We start from the raw sequence: 18499 nt of genomic DNA on the forward strand, positions 1-18499 counted from the left end.
GTAGTGAATTTTTTAAAGGTACATAATTGACTAGCCGTTAGCTGGTCTTTTTTCGTGCTTTTTTGCATTTTTAAGCTCTTCTTAATAAAGTAATCCTTTTAATTCTAAACTCTCCATGTTCTCAGTTAACGATCAAATTACTCTATGAATGTTGCTTAAGGACAATAGACGACCATTGTTTTTACTTTGTTGTCTAACACCTTTATCAGGTAAATCGGATAACTTAATTCTAAGAAAGTCATGCTTAATCCAGTTGTAAATGTTTTTTAAGGCAATGCCTAAAAAATGAGCGACTGTTTCTGGGACCATTTCAGCACACCAATATGATGGTTCAAGAAGGCAGACATCTCTCCGGTGTTAATGATAGATAACAGCCATGATGATGCTTAATGTGAACTTTTTTATTTTATAAAGATCACAAAGAATTTTCATTTGATAACTTTTCTTTTGGGGCTAGTCCAAACACCAGTTCCATATCCTAAAATTGTTTTAACTGCTGGAACAAAGGTGGTTACTATTGTTAAGGCATTCATAATCCAATAAAAAATTAAATATAAAGGACTAAATAGGAAGTACTTGATTTTATCACCATCATGGTCAATTACTAACGCAGCTAAAACCTGCATTAGACCGGCGGTGAATTCAAAGACACAAAAAATCATCGATACGGTCAGCGTTTTAAATAAACTACCCCAATCATCAATGATTAAAAAATGAAAACAGATCGTGACAAAGTATATCAAACTAGTAAAAAAGAAAAAAGACCAAATGATACTTAGAGTTTGATCAAGAAACATTATGCTAAGACCAATATTTTTAAAGGGTCTTCGCGCAACTTTTAAACCATTGGTCAACCAGACCTCAGTTCCCCCCTTAGCCCATCTTTTTCTTTGTTTATAAAGATCTGGCAGATTTTCTGGCACTTGCATAAAGAACGTTATGGCTGGAGCAAAAATTGAAAACCATCCGTTGATTTGATGATCCCAAGCTACACTAATATCTTCGGTAGCACGATCTTGTCTAAACAGACCAACATCAATAAGTGCTTCCATGCTATACAGAGTGTTTGCCCCACTATATGCGTATATGCCACCCATAACAGCTGACTGTGTACGTTTAATAATGCCAACTATACTTGAAAATTCAACTGTCTGTGATTTAGTAATAATTTTTGTTCGGTTTTGAACATCCATATTAGCAGTGACTGCACAAATATAATTGGCAAAATCACTTTTTAAGTAACTCGCGTATCTGTTAAGTGCATCAGTGGAAGGAATTGTGTCAGCATCGTTTGTTACTACGTATTTCCCTTTTGCAAAACCTAATCCGATATTAAGAGCATGAGCCTTACCCTGATTTTTTTCAATATGAATAATTCTTAATTTATCGAACTTTTCAGCATGTCTCATTAAAATAGATAAAGTTGCGTCAGTTTAGCCATCATCAACTACTAATATTTCAAAGCTTTTGTATGTTAAATCTTGTAACAAATAATCAAGTGTTTTCTCAATAACATCTTCCTCGTTGTGTGCCGCAACTAGTATAGAAATGAAGGGTTCTTTGTAAGTAACGTCTGTGTCCCAATTCTTATGCTTTGATTTGTAATTGACTTTGTATATCACCGAGCCAATTACCCAAGACATTGAACCTAAAATAGGATAAGAAATTAAAATCAATAACAATATAGTTAATATTGAAGTCATTTTGTTTTCCCCTCTGACCGTAAATTGTTGAATAAGTAGTTCTTGTCAAAATTTTTATCTGAATCAACGTTAAAGAATTTAACATTGTGCCTAAAGTCTTTGTTGCCAAAGCGCTCCTCAAAAATATCGTCAAATCGTTTATTACGTATTTCAATCCTGTATTTTGTTTCGCTGTCTTTATCATTACTCATACTATCAACGAAATGGTTAACTCTTATTGACATTATTACATGGTGAAGCAAAATCAGAACAAATGAGACTCCGAGAAACCAACTTAAAATATGGAAAGTATCAATCTCAGTTTTAAATTGGAAAAAATGCAGATCTTGCCAATTAAATGGGGTATATAAAGTGATGAGTAACCACATAAAGGGCAATAAGAAGATGATCCAACCAATCACAGCTAGTATAATTTCTCTTATTTTTAAACCTATGTTTCCCGCCTTGAAGAAATCATCTTCAACTTGGGGGAAAACGTTTTTTTCAATCATTTAAAATCTCCTTTTTATTTTAGCTCCAAATTAATTCATGTCATCGATCTCGGTACTGTTTTAATACAGATTTTGCCTTTGAAAGATTATATTTTTGTTCCTCAAAAGTGGTAATTGCCTCTCTTTTGTCAACCAAGTATCTAGTGAGACCCGACACACTGGAATCAAGAGTAAAATATTTCCCGGGTGGCACCGATTGATTCAGTAATCCACGCGTAAATGACATTAAGTCACTCTGAATATCGCTAGAGGGAGATTAATTTACAATGGTTCTTTGTTTTTTTAAGATATATGCTAACAAGATTATTAACAGAGTCTTATAAGTTAAAATCCAATCGAGCCATCTGGTTTGCTTGAATGTCATATATTGGCAACATGTGAATCATTCTTAGATTACCACTGACCAGTAATACACAACCTTGTTTCAGTAGACTTTTAAGTTTCAAGTTCAATTCGTAATGTCAATTCAGGTTGTTGGCAATATTTTTGGAAGCACTATTAGACATGATTATCGCACTGCTAAATAAGTACGTCAAAATTTGAAAATGTTTTGCGTATTTGTGAGTTGGCATGTTCAATACCTTCTCCTGCTGATAAACCAGCGAGATAGTATCGACCTTATTGTCCAATTGATTGGATATACCCAACGATTTTCCTCGAGTTATCCCAACAAAAACAACATGATAATCTTTATATAGATCTCTAGCAATCGCTAATCCAACACCTGAGGATTCATTAGTAATCACAATGTTTTTTCAATTGCTACATGCCTTTCTCAAATTAAATTTAAAGTTATTTACTCACTCATTATACGCGCCTTATCATTTATTTTGTGAATAACTTATTAATCTAACTGGAAGAGCCTATTAAACTATTATTTCAACCAGAACTGCAGTTCATAAAAGTTTGTATTCATTACAATGAATCGAGGCACACTCTCTATAATATTTGTCATATCATTACCAACAGTGACAGATTCAAGCAGAAACATTTCATTCACGTCATGCTTATGCATATAAAGTGTTAGTGTTGCATTCTGACTTCCACAGGGATAAGCAAAAAATGTGGGGGTAATAGCAAGTTCAATTTTTAACTAGATATATGATTTTTTGCAAACTGAGATTATTGTTTTATTAGATATGTTCGTAGTCGACAAAATTGGTTTATTATTCTATTGATAATGTAAATTATTGGTATAAAGTCCACCAGGAACAGCTTGATGATTGGTAAACTCTGCAATTTCTTTAATTGTTCCCCGTCCAAGTTGCTCTCTGCTTTACCTGTGATTACAAATATGGCAAATGAAATACTTAAATTGCATAAAGTTGGTACTATGTTTCGTGGTAGGGTGGTATCAATATCATCAAACGTCAACACAACATGCTTTCCAGAAATAGTATTTTTTCCACTGTGTTTAATAAATTCATCCATTGACCAAACCATTGATATTGGGTGATTTAAGTCATTTTGAAGTCTGTCATAAAATCGCTATTCTGAATGTTTCTCAAATTGTGATTAGTAGTGATCGGAAAAAATTTTCGGAATTGATAATATTATTTTTATCATTCTTATTCAAAGAAGGCATGTCAGTTTGATTCAAATTGGTCTCACTCATCGAATGATTCTTTTAATGATTTACATTACTTTTCACTAATATATGAATTAGGCGTGCCATCAGTTTTATTTAATAATTTCGAAAATTTAAATGCTAATTCAGATACAGCAGTTTCACAATTGAAAGAATATCTTATTCAAACTGACTCACAAATTATTTTGACCATTTTAAAAAAAGTTGCATCAGATCGTGAAAATCAATTTTTTCCTATATGAGCTAAAAGTTTAGAATGGAATGGATTCCAATCTGATCCAAATAGAAGGCTCTTCTTGTCAACGCAAGCTGATGCAGCTCGAAAATTATAAACACTAACAGATTTTTGAAAGAAAGCAAACGCTTGTATGGATAACCGACCACAAGCGCTTAAATTAGATAAAGCACGTACTTGTTATGATCATTTATCAATCTTTTTCAAATATTATTAGATATGGGTTTAGTCAAAGCTAAGGTTATGGATACCTATTATTTAACAGAAAAAGGTCAGAAAAACTTGAAAAAAACACTAAAATATTCAATCAGCAACAACAATTAAAAACAAGGTATTGGTTTTTCAGAAAGAGTTCCCTATTTATCTGGTGAATTAGGACACTTATTCTTAACAACACTCTTAAAAAAGGAGTTTCTGAAAACAATAGATAATAGAAAAATTATTGAGTTAAAACCAATCGAGATTTTTTTTGCGGAGATTATTTGACTGATAAAATTAGTTTGTTACTTTCCCACCTAGTATACAGGCTGTTGTTAGATTGTTTAAATAAGTTAGCTCACTAAAATCAGGTTCACAAAAAAACGGCACAAATTAATAGTTGTGGCATCTGTTTTTTATCATGTGAAGGTCGACTATATAGCTATTTCTTTTAATTGTTTTTTAGCCTGATGAAGTTGTTGTTCAATCAAGTTTAATCCCGTCTACGTATTGCGGTCAGCCCCAATTGACTATATAAGTCCCTAAATCGTTCTAGTTTCTTAATATAGATCTCTATTTGTACGGTCTTTAACCATATTTTTTGTATCATTATTTTCTCTTTTCATTTTGTAATTAAAAAAGTACTTATTTTATGGTAAATAAGTACTTGCTTGCTTTTTTTTGAACACTTTATTTAATAATGGTTGTAAATTTTTCAGCAGACTCACGCTGATGTGAATGCCCGATTGTAGTTGCTTTACCCACAGGCAGTACAAGAATTGGATCCCATTCATCTGGTAATTTAAGAACTTGCATCATCTTTTCAAAATCGACGCCTCTCATTGGCACTGAATCATAGCCAAATGTACGTAAAACATGCATTAGATTCATACTAAATAGACCAACATCAAAACGAAGCCCAACTTCCTCTTCATCTTCTGGATGCAAAGAAAAATATGTTTTAATTCTTTGCTTTTTGTCGTTAATTTCTGTCTCAGTAATCAGATGATATTTAAGATTTAATTGTACTAACCGATCAATTTCATAGCTTCGTCGATCTCCTAAGATTAAAAATACAGCTGAAGATTGCCCGACTTGTTCTTGATTAAAAGAAAGTTTCTGCATTTCAACTAATAATTGTTTATCTTTGATGACCACAACCTTCCATGGTTGAGCATTGTTATTTGATGGCGCATTAGAAGCATGATTTAATATGCTTAAAATTTCATCATCACTAATAGTATGAGTACTATCAAAATGTCTGATTGATTTTCTCATGTCTAATTGTTCTAAAAAATTCATGTTTACCCTCTCTTTTTGTCAGTAAAGTAAGTATAATCAATATCATAGAGATAAACTAGTAGGCACAATTTTGTTACTTAGGAGGAATCACAAGATGCAATCTACTGATAAATGGTTATGTGGCATTACAAAAATAATGGATACCTTTTCTGGTAAATGGCGTCTTAATTTGTTTTGGATTATTGCTAAAAATGAAGGAATTGGATTTAATCAACTACGAAATCAAGTACCTGAAATTACTAATATGATGTTAGTTCGTTCGCTTGATACTTTATTGTCTGAGAGATTTATTTCGAAATCATTGTCTGGAAATAAAGCACCATTTCATTCAGAATACTATTTAACCAATAAGTCTAAAGAGTTACTACCATTGCTTTTGAAACTTAATGAGTGGGAGAATCATTCAAATTGAACCTACAAAAAGTAAATGTTATTTATTGAATCTTGATGTGAACTCAAAGAATTTGACAAAATAGAATTGACTAACTAACATACTCAGTAGTGGGTTGCTGATACCTGACAGGCGACAAACCACTGCCTTTTTTTGAGGCGACGATTGTTGTAATACATGACGAATTCATTGACTGTTTTTTTGAAACTTTGAGCCATTTTATATTGCATTTGGTGAACAATATTTATTTTTTAATATATGGAAAAAGCTTTCTATTTTATTCATTATTTTCCCCCTATTTAACAACTGATTTATTCTTATCTAATACATTAATTAATAACACGATAGCAAAAAGTAGTAATACCATACCGAATACTGTGTGCATACTGGTTAAGATAACTTCATTTAATGCGTCTCTATGGACAATGACATCTAGATGGTGAGTGCCACTTATAGACTGGTTAATAAGATTACGATTAATGAAATTATATTTTTTAATGCCACTATTCAAAGAAACATTGAACGCTAAACCAAATATACCTGCTGCGAGTGTTTGCCCTAATGTTCTTCCTAAAGTAATCATCGCTGAAGCTGTACCCAAACTTTCTTCTGGTACTACCCTTTGTGCAATTAATGTGTTCATTGTGATAACAATTCCTAACGTTATACCGGACACTGCAGAAATAATAAAGAATATGTTTTTAGTAACATTGCTATCAACAAAAATTAAAGGTAAATAGGCAATTGCCATAATAACGATGAGACATATAGCAACATACTTTGGTGCCCAACGCTTAACAATTTTGCCAACAAAAAAAGATGATATTAACCAGAATACAGGACTAAGCGTCACTGACAAGCCTGCTACAGTAGCCGTACTTTTATATATGGCCTGTAACCACATTGGAAAATAGGTCTGAAATCCTATTTGTATCGCACTTAAAAGTAAAGCAGTTGTCACTTGAATTGAAAATAAACTATTATGCAACAGTGACAACGGAATAATTGGATCATAGACCTTAGTTTCAACTTTCCAAAAAAAGAATCCAAAGATAAAAGTCAGCCCTACTATGATTGTTGTTTTAATTAATGAAATTTCACTATTACCCAAAATTTGGAAAAGTATTAAAAGTGACACTAAAAATCCTGATAACGAGAAAATACCTTTAAAGTCTATTGGTTTCTTTTCTGGTACTTTCTTTTCCTCTTTGTATTTCAGTGAAATAATTACTATGACAAGAATTCCAATGGGTACATTGATAAAGAACACCCAGTGCCAATTTAATTTATCCACAATGTAACCACCTAACAAAGGACCTAAAAGAGCAGATACTCCCCAAGCTGTATTGTTCAATGCTAACATTGTTGAACGCTTCTGATAATCAAACAAATCAGCAATCATGGTGAAAGTAATGGGCATGATCGCACCTGCCCCCATACCTTGTAAAGCTCTAAACAATACGAGCATGATTATATTGTTTGATAGACCACACAGCAGTGAGCCTGTTGAAAATAGAATTAATCCAGTTAAAAATACAGGTTTTCTGCCAATTCGATCCGCAAATTTACCATAAATTGGTGTTGTTAATGCTGTTAACAATAAGTAGGTAGCAAATATCCAACTTTGCAATGAGATACCATGAAGTTGACTCACGATAGTAGGCAAACCTGTCATTATAATTGTTGTCTCAACTGAAGTCATAAATGTTGCCAATAAAATGGCAAGCATAATAAAATTTCTAGTTATTAATTTTTTGTTCTCGTTTGTCAAATAATTCTCCCGAAGTTACTGACTTCTTATGTTGTTTCATTGTTCTATGACATTAGAACAATTAATTAAAATAAAAAGATTCATAGCGAATCTAAAAAACCAGGCAAAAACTTATCAAAAGTTTGATAGTTTAAAGATAAAAACTTACTTTGTGCCTCCTTTCTTGTTATTGTTAGTCCAACTGCACGTAGCATTTTAAAATGATATGATACGGTAGACTTACTAATATTTAATTGTTGTCCGATTTCACCACAAGTCATTTCTCTTCTACTTTGATTCAAAGTTCTGATAATACTTAATCGGCTAATATCTGATAATACTTTAAAAATTTCAGTTCTTTGTAAATCAGCTTGTTCTAATGTCATAAAACAAGCATACTCTTAAACTAATATGATTACCAATTTTTTTAATTTTAAAACTAAAGATAGTTACACAAATACGACACAATAAAAAGACTAACCTACTTAATAGTGACGATTAGCCCTGTTTCATGTTTAATTTGTTGCTTGATTGCTGGTATCTGTTCACGGTATGTTCCTTCAAGGCGAGCAATCTGTTGTGACGTTGTCGCATAGCCTATTTTATAATACTCAAAAAATATATTTATCATACCGGAATAAACTTCATCCACAATACGTACTTCATAAATCATGTTCGATTTTCATATCGTCACACGGACGTCGAATTTATAAGTCATGTCGAGAAATTAATCATATAATCCAATACATTTATCATAGTATTCTTAAGCTTCCTTTATGACAAATGCTTAATCTCATTTTACAAATTGCCATATATACCATTTTTTTATTATCCTCAACGACGACCGGCTACTGCGCCACCATCCAACACCAATTCTGAACCTGTTGTATACTTGGCTTCGTCTGAAGCTAGATATGTCACAGCTTTAGCAACATCTTCTCCTTGACCAAATGATGGAATTGATTCATGTTGTTGCTCCATTGCTAATTTCATATCTGGTGGTAACAAGGCTGTCTCAACGAATCCGGGATGAACCGAGTTCACACGAATAGTTTTATTCATTGCAATAGCCTCTATAGCAGCAGCTTTAGTGAGCATGCGCGTGCCACCCTTTGAAGTAGCATAGGGACTTACGCCAGGCATACCAGCCATCATACCTAACACAGAAGAAACATTGACAATTGACCCTGCTGTCATTTTATTTAACGCTGCACGAATACCTAGAAAATTACCCGTTAAATTGATATCCATGACATTTTGCCATTCTGCCAAACTTGTTTGTGTCAGTAACTTACCTGAAGCACCTACACCCGCATTATTGACTAATATATCAAATTTACCAAACTTACTAATAGTTGCATCAACAACACTGTTCCACTCGTCTTCTTGGCTAACATCTTGCTTTAAGTAAATCACGTCATCTGAAGTACCCAATTCTTTTGCAACTGAATTTCCTAATTCTTCACGACGTCCTGTGATAACAACTTTGGCGCCTTCAGACAAGAAGTCCTTAGCAATTGCTTTACCAATTCCTGAAACACCACCAGTAACAATTGCAACTTTATTCTTTAAACGATCTGCCATAATAATTAATCTCCTATTTTTCCAATAACTAGTTTTGTGCTAAAAACTTATTAACATCATTCACAAATGTTTCGTAATGTTGAAAAATGCCACCATGTCCAGCATCTGGATAAATGATAAGTTTACTTTTAGGTAATCGACGCGCCAACTCAATTGAATTTGGCGTCGGTACCATACGGTCATGATCACCGTTCACTACCAATGTAGCCTGCGTAATTTTAGATAAGTCAGCAGGATCAGCTAATCCCCAATGTCTAATAGCTTTCAATTGTGTACGATAAGACGACCAGCTGGTTGACTTATCGCGTCGTTCTTTTCTTTCCTCCAAACGTCTCAAAAATTCTTTTGCTTTTTTTCGGCCGTTAGCAGTACGCGTAAAGAAAAGATAAGTTTTAACATCTTTTAGAGTAAAGACACTTCGAATAGTGTCTAGATCAGAGAGTCTTGCGACGTTTTCAATCTTTTCACCACCTCGAGGACCGGTACCAGACAAAATTAATTTACGGACCAAATTAGGTTCGTAATTTATTAATTCTTGGGCAATCATACCACCCATCGAAAAAGATAAAACATCAATTTTTGACAATCCCAATGCCTTAATAAAATCTAAAGCATCTTGAGCCATCTGCTTAATGCTATTTGGCGTTTTTCCGCTAGATAAGCCGATACCTTTATTATCAAAGGTGATCACCCAATGTTTCTCAGCAATGCCATCAATAACTCTAGGATCCCAATTATCAAGATTGGCCGATAAATGTGTAAAAAATACGACTGGAATACCTTTTTTTTCACCTAACTCGCGGTACGCATATCTCGTACCATCTAAACTTGTAATCATCTGATTTGGTGCTCTTATATAACTAGTTTTCATAAATAGCATTTCCTTTCTAATATGTGTTCTCTAAATTTAATAGAACTTTTCCTTGGCTTTGTTGCGTTGCAATTTTTTTTATTGCTTCATTAACTTGTAAAAAAGAATATTCCGAATCAATTATTGGTTCAAAGTGCGTTTGTTCAATAAATTTAGTTACCTGTTTCAATTGTTCCCCATTGGCTTCTACGTATAAAAAATCATATTGTACTTTAGATAGTTGCGCCAAATTATCCAAAACAAAACCAATAAGTGAAAACAGGATTTTTCTAGAGTACGAGAAATTTTGATTACGCTGAGCAAATCTTTTATTTGGTCCACCGTTTAAAGAAATCATACGCCCACCTGGCTTCAATAATTTTAAATGTTTTCTTACAGTTTCAACGCCACGTGTATCAATCACATAGTCATAGATATGTTCATGTTGATCATAATCTGTACTCATATAATCAATAAATCCAGCATTCAACTTCTCTGCTATTTCCCTTGAAGGTTTGCTGCCACTAACTGTTACTTGCAATCCCTTAGATATGGCGTAGGGTACCGCCACTTGACCAAAACCACCTGTACCACCGGAAATAAACAATCTCTCACCAGCTTTTGGTTTGATCATCTGGAGTATTTGCATAATCGTTAGTCCAGACAACGGCACTGCTGCTGCTTGCGCAAAAGACAAATTTTCAGGCATTTGCGCAACATAATCAGCGTCTACTGCAATGTATTCAGCAAAAGCTCCCATATCATCAAGTGGTGGCATGGTATACACATAATCACCAACATTAAATTTATTGACCTGAGAACCAACTTCAACAACAATTCCTGAAAGTTCATTTCCTAAAGTTTTTGGAAAATCATAGCGACCAAATAATTTCACTTTTCCAGTGAGTGCCAACACGATATGAGGATCAACACCAGCTACCATAACTTTGATCAATAGTTGATTATCTTTTATTTTAGGGGTAGAAATATCATTGATATCTACGTTTAGTTTGGGAGAATATACTGACATTTGTACTGCTTGCATAATAATTTTCCTTAAAATCTAATAACTACTTTTCCTTTAGGGTGACCATGCGCAACCAATGATAATGCTTCGTTAATATCATCAAGCATAAAGTGAGTGGGGTCAACAAAAGGTACAATATTATTATCTTCAATAATTTTGGTTACTTCTTGGAGTTGTTTTCCATCACTTCGTACAAAAATAAAATGATAGTCAATATTCCGTTTCGCAGCTTGACTATCAACTTTCATACCCGATATGGAAAATAATTTTTGTTTCCACAATGGAAAATCATTTGCTATAGCAAAACGCCTATTTGGGCCAGCTTGAAGCGAAAGTAAACGCCCACCGCCATCGGATTTGATGATAGATAATTCATGGGCAATTTCGCTTGCTCCTAATGTATCAATGACATAATCAACATCATGCAATACTTCCCAATAATTTTCTCTTTTATAATCAATATATTTATCTGCCCCTAACGCCAAAATGTGCTCTTGTGACTCGGAGTTGCCACTAACAATAACTTTCAGTCCCATGCTTTTGGCAATTGGAACGGCCAGTTGCCCAAAGGAACCAGACCCACCCGAGATGAAAACTGATTCTCCAGCTTTAGCCTCTAATTCTTCATGTAATCCTTGAAATGCTGTCAAACCTGTTAGGGGGACTGCAACGCCGCTAACAAAATCAAGATTAGCAGCAAGAAGTCCAATCGCATCAGCTTCGACAGCCACATATTCTGCAAATGCGCCAATTTTTGTTAGTGGCAATCGGGAATAGACTGCATCATTAATCTGATATTGTGTAACATTCTTACCAACTTTTACTACAATACCTGACATTTCATTGCCAAGAATCAATGGCATGCTATAATTTTGTATCAGCTTTACAGCACCTGTTCCAATTAATTTTTCTAATGGGTTGACTGCTGCAGCTTTTACCTGCACCAAGACCTCATCATCATTGATTTCTGGTATTGGAACATCGACAATTTTAGCTTCAAAGTCTTTTGAATATTTTATTATTTGTGCTGCTTTCATTAATAATCACTCCTCAATTTTTTATTACGTAACATTTTACAACATTTGTTACTTTTTATATTATTCTTATGAGTAACAAATGTCAAGCTTTGTCACTGAATGATTAGTGTGATATCATGTAATAGACTTTAACTCTTCATTAACGTATAGAAAGTGGACAAAATAATCATGGAGAAACTAACACAAAAAAAAATCATCGATACCACCCAATTGTTAATTTTAGAAACAAACACAACTGATGTGACACTTTCTCAAATTGCGAATAAACTAGGTGTCACACATGGCGCTATATATAAGCATTTTAAGAATAAACAAGAATTGTGGGAGGCCGTTGCAAAAGGATGGTTTAATCAAATGATATCTGAGCAAATTACTATAACAGCACAAAATATGCCAGACAAACAGACCTATTTACACGATTGGTTATGGCTATTTGTCAATGCAAAAAAACGTGCTTATAATGAAAATCCAAAAATGTTTGTATTAAATACGCAATATATTGATAATAACCCCTTTGCCTTGAGATCGGTTTTAAAAGAATCTTACCAAAAAATTGACGCTATAATGAATTATAATGATCCAGATTTAGAAAAGGCTGAAGCTATTATGTCAGCTTTTGCCGTTTTTACGCTACCAAATTTCAAAGAGCTATGGAATCTACCTGATTATCAAAAAAGATTCGAAGCAATTTGGAATTTAATTAGTTTTGGGATATAGGTTTTTTTAAACAATCGCTGTCATCGATTAAGTATTTCAGTATTACCACGTCCCATAACGTAACCCAAAGTAACAATTGATCTATTTAATACCGCTATATTTAACGATATAATTAATTCAAGGTTAAGAAAGAGGTAAACGACATGACAAAAATGACAAAACGCATGCAGGAACTAAACAGTAGTATGGTATCATGATATTAAAACTGCTACAGCGTATTCAATAGTAGCATTGACCTGTACCAGTTTATTACTAACTTACAAGAATTCTCAGACGACTACAATAACAGAACAATCGAAGGCCATAGAACGGTACGCACGAAACAAGTTTGTAAGCTATAACTCTTAAAGGGGAAACATGAAATTAGATGAATATTTGAAATCAAACAATACCACGAGATATGAAGTTGCTAAAATATCTGGCATATCTGAATCATCATTTAAGAACCTATTGCTACAAGATGTTAATAACTATGCTGGGCGTTTTTATCACGCCATAGGGTTAGTGTTAGGCAAGACTGGCGGGCAAGTATATGATGAAATTACAGCTGATGAGAACACAGTATTTAACTTCTTGGGTAAATACCACATTCACGACAAGGCACGTGTGACCGAATTACTCGATTACATGCTTTATTTCAAAAAACATGATATTGATGTTACTAGTGTTTCATTTAACATATTTGAAAACGAAATAGAAAGTGGCGACATTTCAGGAGATGAAGATGATGTATTGAAAGTCATTGATAATTTGATCGAAAATTTTAAAACCATGAAAGAAAATGTTGAATCAGGTAATTTGCCAACACTTGAAAAAATGGACGAACCACGTATATCCCCCCATATCTTTCAATATCAGCAAGCAAGTTATTGAAAATAGAATAAATCATGTGTTATAATAAAGACATAAAAAGAGCCGTAGCGCGAACTACGACTCCTAGCAAACCCGTTTCGACGGTGGCTATAATTTAGTTACGTAAAATAACCATTATCCCAAAGATAAGATGGTTATTTTTTTTTGCTAATTTTTTCGATTAACAAAACTACGAACGTCAAGATGCCTAAGATGAATCCACCAAAGGCAAGCATGAGTTGTAGCGCATCCGATACCGGACACGAGGCCTCTCCTTTCCTAGGATCTGGGTTTACAGTTTTAAAACCATAAGCACCACCACCTTCCAGGATAGCCACCATCTTAACTTGTTTGCTGTAACCCAGAATAGCAATTGGTCTAAAACATACATGCTTGTGAAATGAAAAAATGTACACTTAAGTTTGCTTGTGAATTTCGAGATTTCACAAACAAAAAAAGGCTTTCAAAAGCCTGTTATAGCGTTACTTATTATAGCGTGCATTATGTTAACTTCAATTGGTATAGTCTCTTTTGATGAATGCTCCAATTACTTTATTTTGACTAATGATTTTTCTTGATGAATCAGCTTCAAGGGCACGATACAAAACTCTACTCATTGTTTGATAATCCACTCCGTAATCAGTTAAACTATCGCGTAGTATTTCTGCAAGTATTTCTGTTTCAACTTCGATATCGGATAGTGTTTCCTTCTCTAGTGCAGCAGCCATCCAATCCGCATGTTCTGTCGTCAAAAATTCGTTCATTATTTTTCCTTTCATTTCTACAAATAAAAAAGTGAGCGTTATTGAAATAATACCTTATGATTACACACTTAACAAGTCTGACACTGGCCCCCAAAGAAAGCGAGATATTTTATATCTAATTTTAAAATCAACTCTTTAAGTTTTCTTGTATTGATTAAAATAAAATGGTGCTGGTGAAAAGATTTTGAATTACGAAAACATCGTGATCACAGTTTGTCATTTTTTAAAGTGACTATTGACGATTTAAATTCAGGTGAGTATCTTTTAGATTTCTTAATAAAAAACGCCTATACCTGATTATGTTAGATTCTGCCTTAGTGGCAAAGCAGTCCGAATTTTCCGTGTAGGAGCAGGTTCTAACATTTATAGCTACTTCGAAACTTGACATTGTGCCATCTTTCTAGCAGTGACACATCACCAATAAATCGATAGGTACCAACATCTTTCAGCGGTTACCACGCAAAAATCATACCAGTATTAATAGCATCTCTATAAACACACAAAGAACAGTGTGTTTATTTCCAGTCCTCACTGCCTCTTTTTAATATTCTAAATTAGATAATGTCTCAACCAGAGTTCGTACTAAAAAATAAATCAACTTTCTTATTCATAGAAAAGTTTCATATTAATACCTTGATCGTGATTTCCAAAGCCTTTACCAAAAATTGTACATCCGCCATTATTTATCGAATCTTCATCAATTGACACCTTAAAAACAACAGTAGCTTCATCGTTCATTATGTCAGATAATTTAATATTTGAGAGTGGCTTTCCATCTAGATAACAACCCTCACTTGTAAGTCTAATGTTCTTTAAAATTCCATATTGATTAACATTATCTGGAACCCATCTTGGTGTATAGATTCCTCTTGTATCTGAAAAATCTCCAGGACTAGTCCATGTTCCTAACTTAACATTATTCACATAAAACGTAATATCCGATAGCCAGACATTATTCGAAAATGGAAATTCTGATCCTAGTTCCATGGACAGCTCAATCATCTCAACCTTTTTATTTTTTTCAACATAGTTTGGCAATTGGTATTCTAAAAATCCTTCATTCCACCAGATCATCCCAGCATCAATTCTCCCAGGGTCCATAAAATATGGTGGTTCATCTACCTTCCCAATGTAGTTATTTTTCCCTGCAAGGCCACAGGTTGGTTTGACAGAGAAATCAGTATATTGACCAATAGGTATTTCTACATCATAATGTTCCAACTCACTGTAAATTTCAATAGGAAAATGAATATTAATGTTATCAACTTTTATTTTAGCAATCTTGTTATGACCTTTTTTTTCAAAAGTTATTATCTGAGCTTCAGCTAATTTATTCAAATGCATTAATATAATCGTGCTACTTAAATTTAGTGCACTAGCTATATTTTGAACGCTCATTTTATTTTTAGATAACAACCTTATAATACTTAAGCGGACATCACTTGCCAATGCCTTATAGACAACTAACGATTTTTCTTCAATATCAAGTTCCATAATTATCCTCCAATTTTAAAATGGCAAATAAAAGTATTTTTCTATATATGTACAAATACTTATATACGTATAATAATAACATAAATATGTTTTTAATGTGTTTTTAAACAATAAAAAGAACAAATGTATTGTAAATATTTTCAAAAAGGTGTTTAATTATATTTATGAAAGCGCTTTCAAAAAATTAAAAGGAGTTTCTTTATGAGCAATTCTATTTCTTACCCTAACCCCCTAATTATTCAGCGGGCAGATCCATATATATATAAACATTTTGATGGCTATTATTACTTTTCAGCATCTATTCCAGCTTATAATTTAATTGAAATTCGCAAATCAAAAACAATTTCTGGGTTGGCACATGCTTTGCCTCATACTATTTGGAGAAAACATGACTCTGGTACTGGAGAACAAAGTGAACTTATTTGGGCTCCTGAAATTCACTATATTAATAATACATGGTATATTTACTACGCAGCCGCTAGTACAATCAATTTTGATGAAAATGGTATGTTTCAACACCGAATGTATGTTATTGAATGTTCTGACGAAGACCCCCTGATTGGTGAAGCTAGTTGGATCGAAAAAGGACGCATACAAACTCCTATCGATTCATTTGCTCTTGATGCAACAACTTTTGAGCACAATAAAAGATTATATTATGTTTGGGCCCAGAAAGATCCTAAAATCTTTGGAAACACTAATCTATATATTTCTGAAATGGAAAACCCTTGGACTTTAAAAACTGCTCCTGTTATGTTAACTCACCCTGAATACGAGTGGGAAACAAAAATATTCGCTGTGAATGAGGGCCCAGCTATTTTACACCGCAATGGTAAATTCTTTTTGACATACTCTGGTAGTGCTACTGATGAAAATTACTGCATTGGAATGTTAGTTTGCGATGAAAATTCTGACATATTGGATAAAAATTCTTGGCGCAAAATAGACCACCCTGTATTTACATCGGATGTGGAAAATAGTTTACTAGGTCCTGGACACAATTCATTTACTGTATCGGAAGATGACATGACAGACTTGTTGGTTTATCATATTAGAAATTACTCGGATATCAAAGGGGATCCACTATATGATCCCAATCGGCATACTATGGTACAACCTTTTTCGTATGATGAACAGGGTTATCCAATATTTGGTAAACCTGAACACTTTATGTCTAACTAATATTTAGGAGGGAATATAACAATGAAGCACTCAACTAGAAAGGGAATGTTTTGGTCATTTCCGATTTCTCATTTTTCATATTTCTTTATTTGGGCTATTGTATCTGGATATTTGACGCTTTGGTTAGAGCAGGTCGCTAATTTAAATGGTAGCCAAGCCGGTATTATTTTTTCAATGATGGCTGCTATGTCATTGGTTTTTCAACCTATATTTGGATTTTTTTCCGATAAGTTAGTAATGAAAAAAAACTTGGTATTCGTAATTTTGGGGGCAGGGTTATTGATAGGCCCCTACTTTGAATGGGCATTTATGCCACTGTTGTCTGCTACCAACTCGTTTAGTATAGCTGTTATTACCGGAATTTATTTATCATTCGTCCTAAATGGCGGTGTTTCAGTTATTGAACAATATATTCAACGTGCGTCAATAACCAATCAATTTGAGTTCGGACATTCAAGAATTGGCGGTTCAATTGCAGGAGCCGTAGCTTCGTTTGTCGGAGGACGTTTATTTCTAATTAATCCAAATCTTATTTTTTGGGCCGCCACAGGTACAGCAATGATTGCAATAATAATGTTTGCATTTTTTGATAAGATCAACCTCGAAAATGTTGACGAAGTCACAGATGTTAACGACAAAATTTCTATGAGCGATGTTCGTCATTTATTTAAATTACGAAATTTTTGGGTACTTGGAGTATTCTTCATGGGGGCATCAGCGCTGTATGACGTGTTTGATCAACAGTTTGTCATTTTTTTTCAAACCTTCTTTCCATCAGTAGCACACGCTACAACAGTTTATTCTAACATTGTAACTATTCAAATGGTGATTGAAATTTTGTTAATGATACCAATGCCATATATTATCAATAAAATTGGTGCACGTAATGGACTAATTATTTATGGATTTATTACGGCTATTCGTATTATAGGTACTGCGCTAGCACCAAATTGGATTTTTATTGTAATACTACGTCTGATGGCCGGATTTGAAATGCCGCTGGTACTAGTCTCAATAATGAAGTACATTAACGGGACATTTGACAATAATTTATATGCTACAATTTACGCCTTGGCAGCTAATTTCATGAAGCAAATATCTGTTTTTATATTTTCAGCGTTAGCCGGCCATATGTATGATTCAATCGGATTTCAACACACCTACTTACTGATGGGAAGTATTGTGTTAATTATTACTATTTTTACTGCCTTCCTTTTAGAAAACGATCATGGGGACAAGAAAACAATATTAAGGGAGGAAAGTATTTTAAAAAATCCAAAAAAAATATAGTATTAAATATTATTATTACAAAAAAANANATATATATATTATTA

20 protein-coding genes and 1 pseudogene are annotated in these 18499 nt (G+C 33.5%); 6 read left to right on the forward strand and 15 right to left on the reverse strand.

Annotated elements, in window-relative coordinates:
• Window positions 1-428: 428 nt before the first annotated feature.
• The 3 genes and pseudogenes from EUI_RS10095 to EUI_RS11010 form a co-directional block, all read right to left on the reverse strand.
• Window positions 429-1736, reverse strand: a pseudogene (locus tag EUI_RS10095) (glycosyltransferase family 2 protein).
• Window positions 1700-2194 carry a hypothetical protein gene (locus tag EUI_RS0105880; RefSeq protein ID WP_010016751.1) on the reverse strand — a complete coding sequence of 165 codons (495 nt, stop codon included), beginning with the start codon at window positions 2192-2194 and terminating at the stop codon, window positions 1700-1702. Before EUI_RS0105880 ends, EUI_RS10095 begins: the two are co-directional and overlap by 37 nt.
• Before the next feature lie 1122 nt (window positions 2195-3316).
• Window positions 3317-3637, reverse strand: coding sequence for a polysaccharide deacetylase family protein (locus tag EUI_RS11010; RefSeq protein ID WP_141557731.1), 321 nt, complete (start codon window positions 3635-3637; stop codon window positions 3317-3319).
• A gap of 225 nt (window positions 3638-3862) precedes the next feature.
• Between EUI_RS11010 and EUI_RS10640 the strand changes: the two genes are divergently transcribed.
• The gene (locus EUI_RS10640; RefSeq protein ID WP_010016755.1) at window positions 3863-4024 is read left to right on the forward strand and encodes a hypothetical protein; all 162 of its coding nucleotides are present in this window, start codon (window positions 3863-3865) and stop codon (window positions 4022-4024) included.
• An 881-nt stretch (window positions 4025-4905) separates the two neighbouring features.
• Here EUI_RS10640 and EUI_RS0105895 read toward each other — a convergent pair.
• Window positions 4906-5517: a nitroreductase family protein gene (locus EUI_RS0105895; protein ID WP_010016757.1), complete on the reverse strand. Its 612-nt coding sequence runs from the start codon at window positions 5515-5517 to the stop codon at window positions 4906-4908.
• A 94-nt stretch (window positions 5518-5611) separates the two neighbouring features.
• On the opposite strand from EUI_RS0105895, the gene EUI_RS0105900 reads away from it, so the two are divergent.
• Entirely contained in the window at window positions 5612-5929 is a 318-nt protein-coding gene (locus EUI_RS0105900) for a winged helix-turn-helix transcriptional regulator (protein WP_010016758.1), read from the forward strand.
• 83 nt (window positions 5930-6012) lie between these two features.
• On the opposite strand, the gene EUI_RS11015 is transcribed toward EUI_RS0105900, so the two are convergent.
• From EUI_RS11015 to EUI_RS0105935, 8 genes are all read right to left on the reverse strand, one after another.
• Window positions 6013-6156 (reverse strand): IS3 family transposase, encoded by a 144-nt coding sequence (locus tag EUI_RS11015; RefSeq protein ID WP_408605583.1) that lies wholly within the window; start codon window positions 6154-6156, stop codon window positions 6013-6015.
• A gap of 47 nt (window positions 6157-6203) precedes the next feature.
• On the reverse strand, window positions 6204-7679 hold the full coding sequence (locus tag EUI_RS0105905; RefSeq protein ID WP_014947604.1) for an MFS transporter: 1476 nt from the start codon (window positions 7677-7679) through the stop codon (window positions 6204-6206).
• 80 nt (window positions 7680-7759) lie between these two features.
• Window positions 7760-8044 (reverse strand): ArsR/SmtB family transcription factor, encoded by a 285-nt coding sequence (locus EUI_RS0105910; RefSeq protein ID WP_010016760.1) that lies wholly within the window; start codon window positions 8042-8044, stop codon window positions 7760-7762.
• A gap of 95 nt (window positions 8045-8139) precedes the next feature.
• The gene (locus EUI_RS10100; RefSeq protein ID WP_010016761.1) at window positions 8140-8331 is read right to left on the reverse strand and encodes a hypothetical protein; all 192 of its coding nucleotides are present in this window, start codon (window positions 8329-8331) and stop codon (window positions 8140-8142) included.
• 161 nt (window positions 8332-8492) lie between these two features.
• Window positions 8493-9242 (reverse strand): SDR family NAD(P)-dependent oxidoreductase, encoded by a 750-nt coding sequence (locus EUI_RS0105920; protein ID WP_010016762.1) that lies wholly within the window; start codon window positions 9240-9242, stop codon window positions 8493-8495.
• Window positions 9243-9270: 28 nt separating this feature from the next.
• Window positions 9271-10113 carry an alpha/beta fold hydrolase gene (locus tag EUI_RS0105925; RefSeq protein WP_010016764.1) on the reverse strand — a complete coding sequence of 281 codons (843 nt, stop codon included), beginning with the start codon at window positions 10111-10113 and terminating at the stop codon, window positions 9271-9273.
• Between the two features lie 16 nt (window positions 10114-10129).
• Complete coding sequence (locus tag EUI_RS0105930) at window positions 10130-11137, reverse strand: NADP-dependent oxidoreductase (protein WP_010016765.1); 1008 nt, start codon at window positions 11135-11137, stop codon at window positions 10130-10132.
• An 11-nt stretch (window positions 11138-11148) separates the two neighbouring features.
• The gene (locus tag EUI_RS0105935) at window positions 11149-12156 is read right to left on the reverse strand and encodes an NADP-dependent oxidoreductase (protein WP_010016766.1); all 1008 of its coding nucleotides are present in this window, start codon (window positions 12154-12156) and stop codon (window positions 11149-11151) included.
• 168 nt (window positions 12157-12324) lie between these two features.
• Here EUI_RS0105935 and EUI_RS0105940 point away from each other — a divergent pair, with 168 nt between their 5' ends.
• Together EUI_RS0105940 and EUI_RS0105945 are read left to right on the forward strand one after the other, a co-directional pair.
• Window positions 12325-12873 carry a TetR/AcrR family transcriptional regulator gene (locus tag EUI_RS0105940; RefSeq protein ID WP_010016767.1) on the forward strand — a complete coding sequence of 183 codons (549 nt, stop codon included), beginning with the start codon at window positions 12325-12327 and terminating at the stop codon, window positions 12871-12873.
• A gap of 357 nt (window positions 12874-13230) precedes the next feature.
• Window positions 13231-13746, forward strand: a complete 516-nt coding sequence (locus EUI_RS0105945; protein ID WP_010016768.1) for a hypothetical protein — start codon at window positions 13231-13233, stop codon at window positions 13744-13746.
• A gap of 134 nt (window positions 13747-13880) precedes the next feature.
• On the opposite strand, the gene EUI_RS0105950 is transcribed toward EUI_RS0105945, so the two are convergent.
• The 3 genes from EUI_RS0105950 to EUI_RS0105960 form a co-directional block, all read right to left on the reverse strand.
• Window positions 13881-14066, reverse strand: coding sequence for a putative holin-like toxin (locus EUI_RS0105950; RefSeq protein WP_010016770.1), 186 nt, complete (start codon window positions 14064-14066; stop codon window positions 13881-13883).
• 171 nt (window positions 14067-14237) lie between these two features.
• Window positions 14238-14489, reverse strand: a complete 252-nt coding sequence (locus EUI_RS0105955) for a hypothetical protein (protein ID WP_010016771.1) — start codon at window positions 14487-14489, stop codon at window positions 14238-14240.
• Window positions 14490-15092: 603 nt separating this feature from the next.
• Entirely contained in the window at window positions 15093-15983 is an 891-nt protein-coding gene (locus tag EUI_RS0105960) for an ArsR/SmtB family transcription factor (protein WP_010016772.1), read from the reverse strand.
• A 201-nt stretch (window positions 15984-16184) separates the two neighbouring features.
• Between EUI_RS0105960 and EUI_RS0105965 the strand changes: the two genes are divergently transcribed.
• A complete protein-coding gene (locus EUI_RS0105965) occupies window positions 16185-17165 on the forward strand; it encodes a glycoside hydrolase family 43 protein (protein ID WP_010016773.1) in 981 nt (326 codons plus the stop codon).
• A gap of 21 nt (window positions 17166-17186) precedes the next feature.
• A complete protein-coding gene (locus EUI_RS0105970; protein ID WP_010016774.1) occupies window positions 17187-18455 on the forward strand; it encodes an oligosaccharide MFS transporter in 1269 nt (422 codons plus the stop codon).
• Window positions 18456-18499: the final 44 nt, after the last annotated feature.

It is taken from the genome of Leuconostoc gelidum subsp. gelidum KCTC 3527, assembly GCF_000166715.1.
GTDB classification, from domain to species: Bacteria; Bacillota; Bacilli; order Lactobacillales; family Lactobacillaceae; genus Leuconostoc; species Leuconostoc gelidum.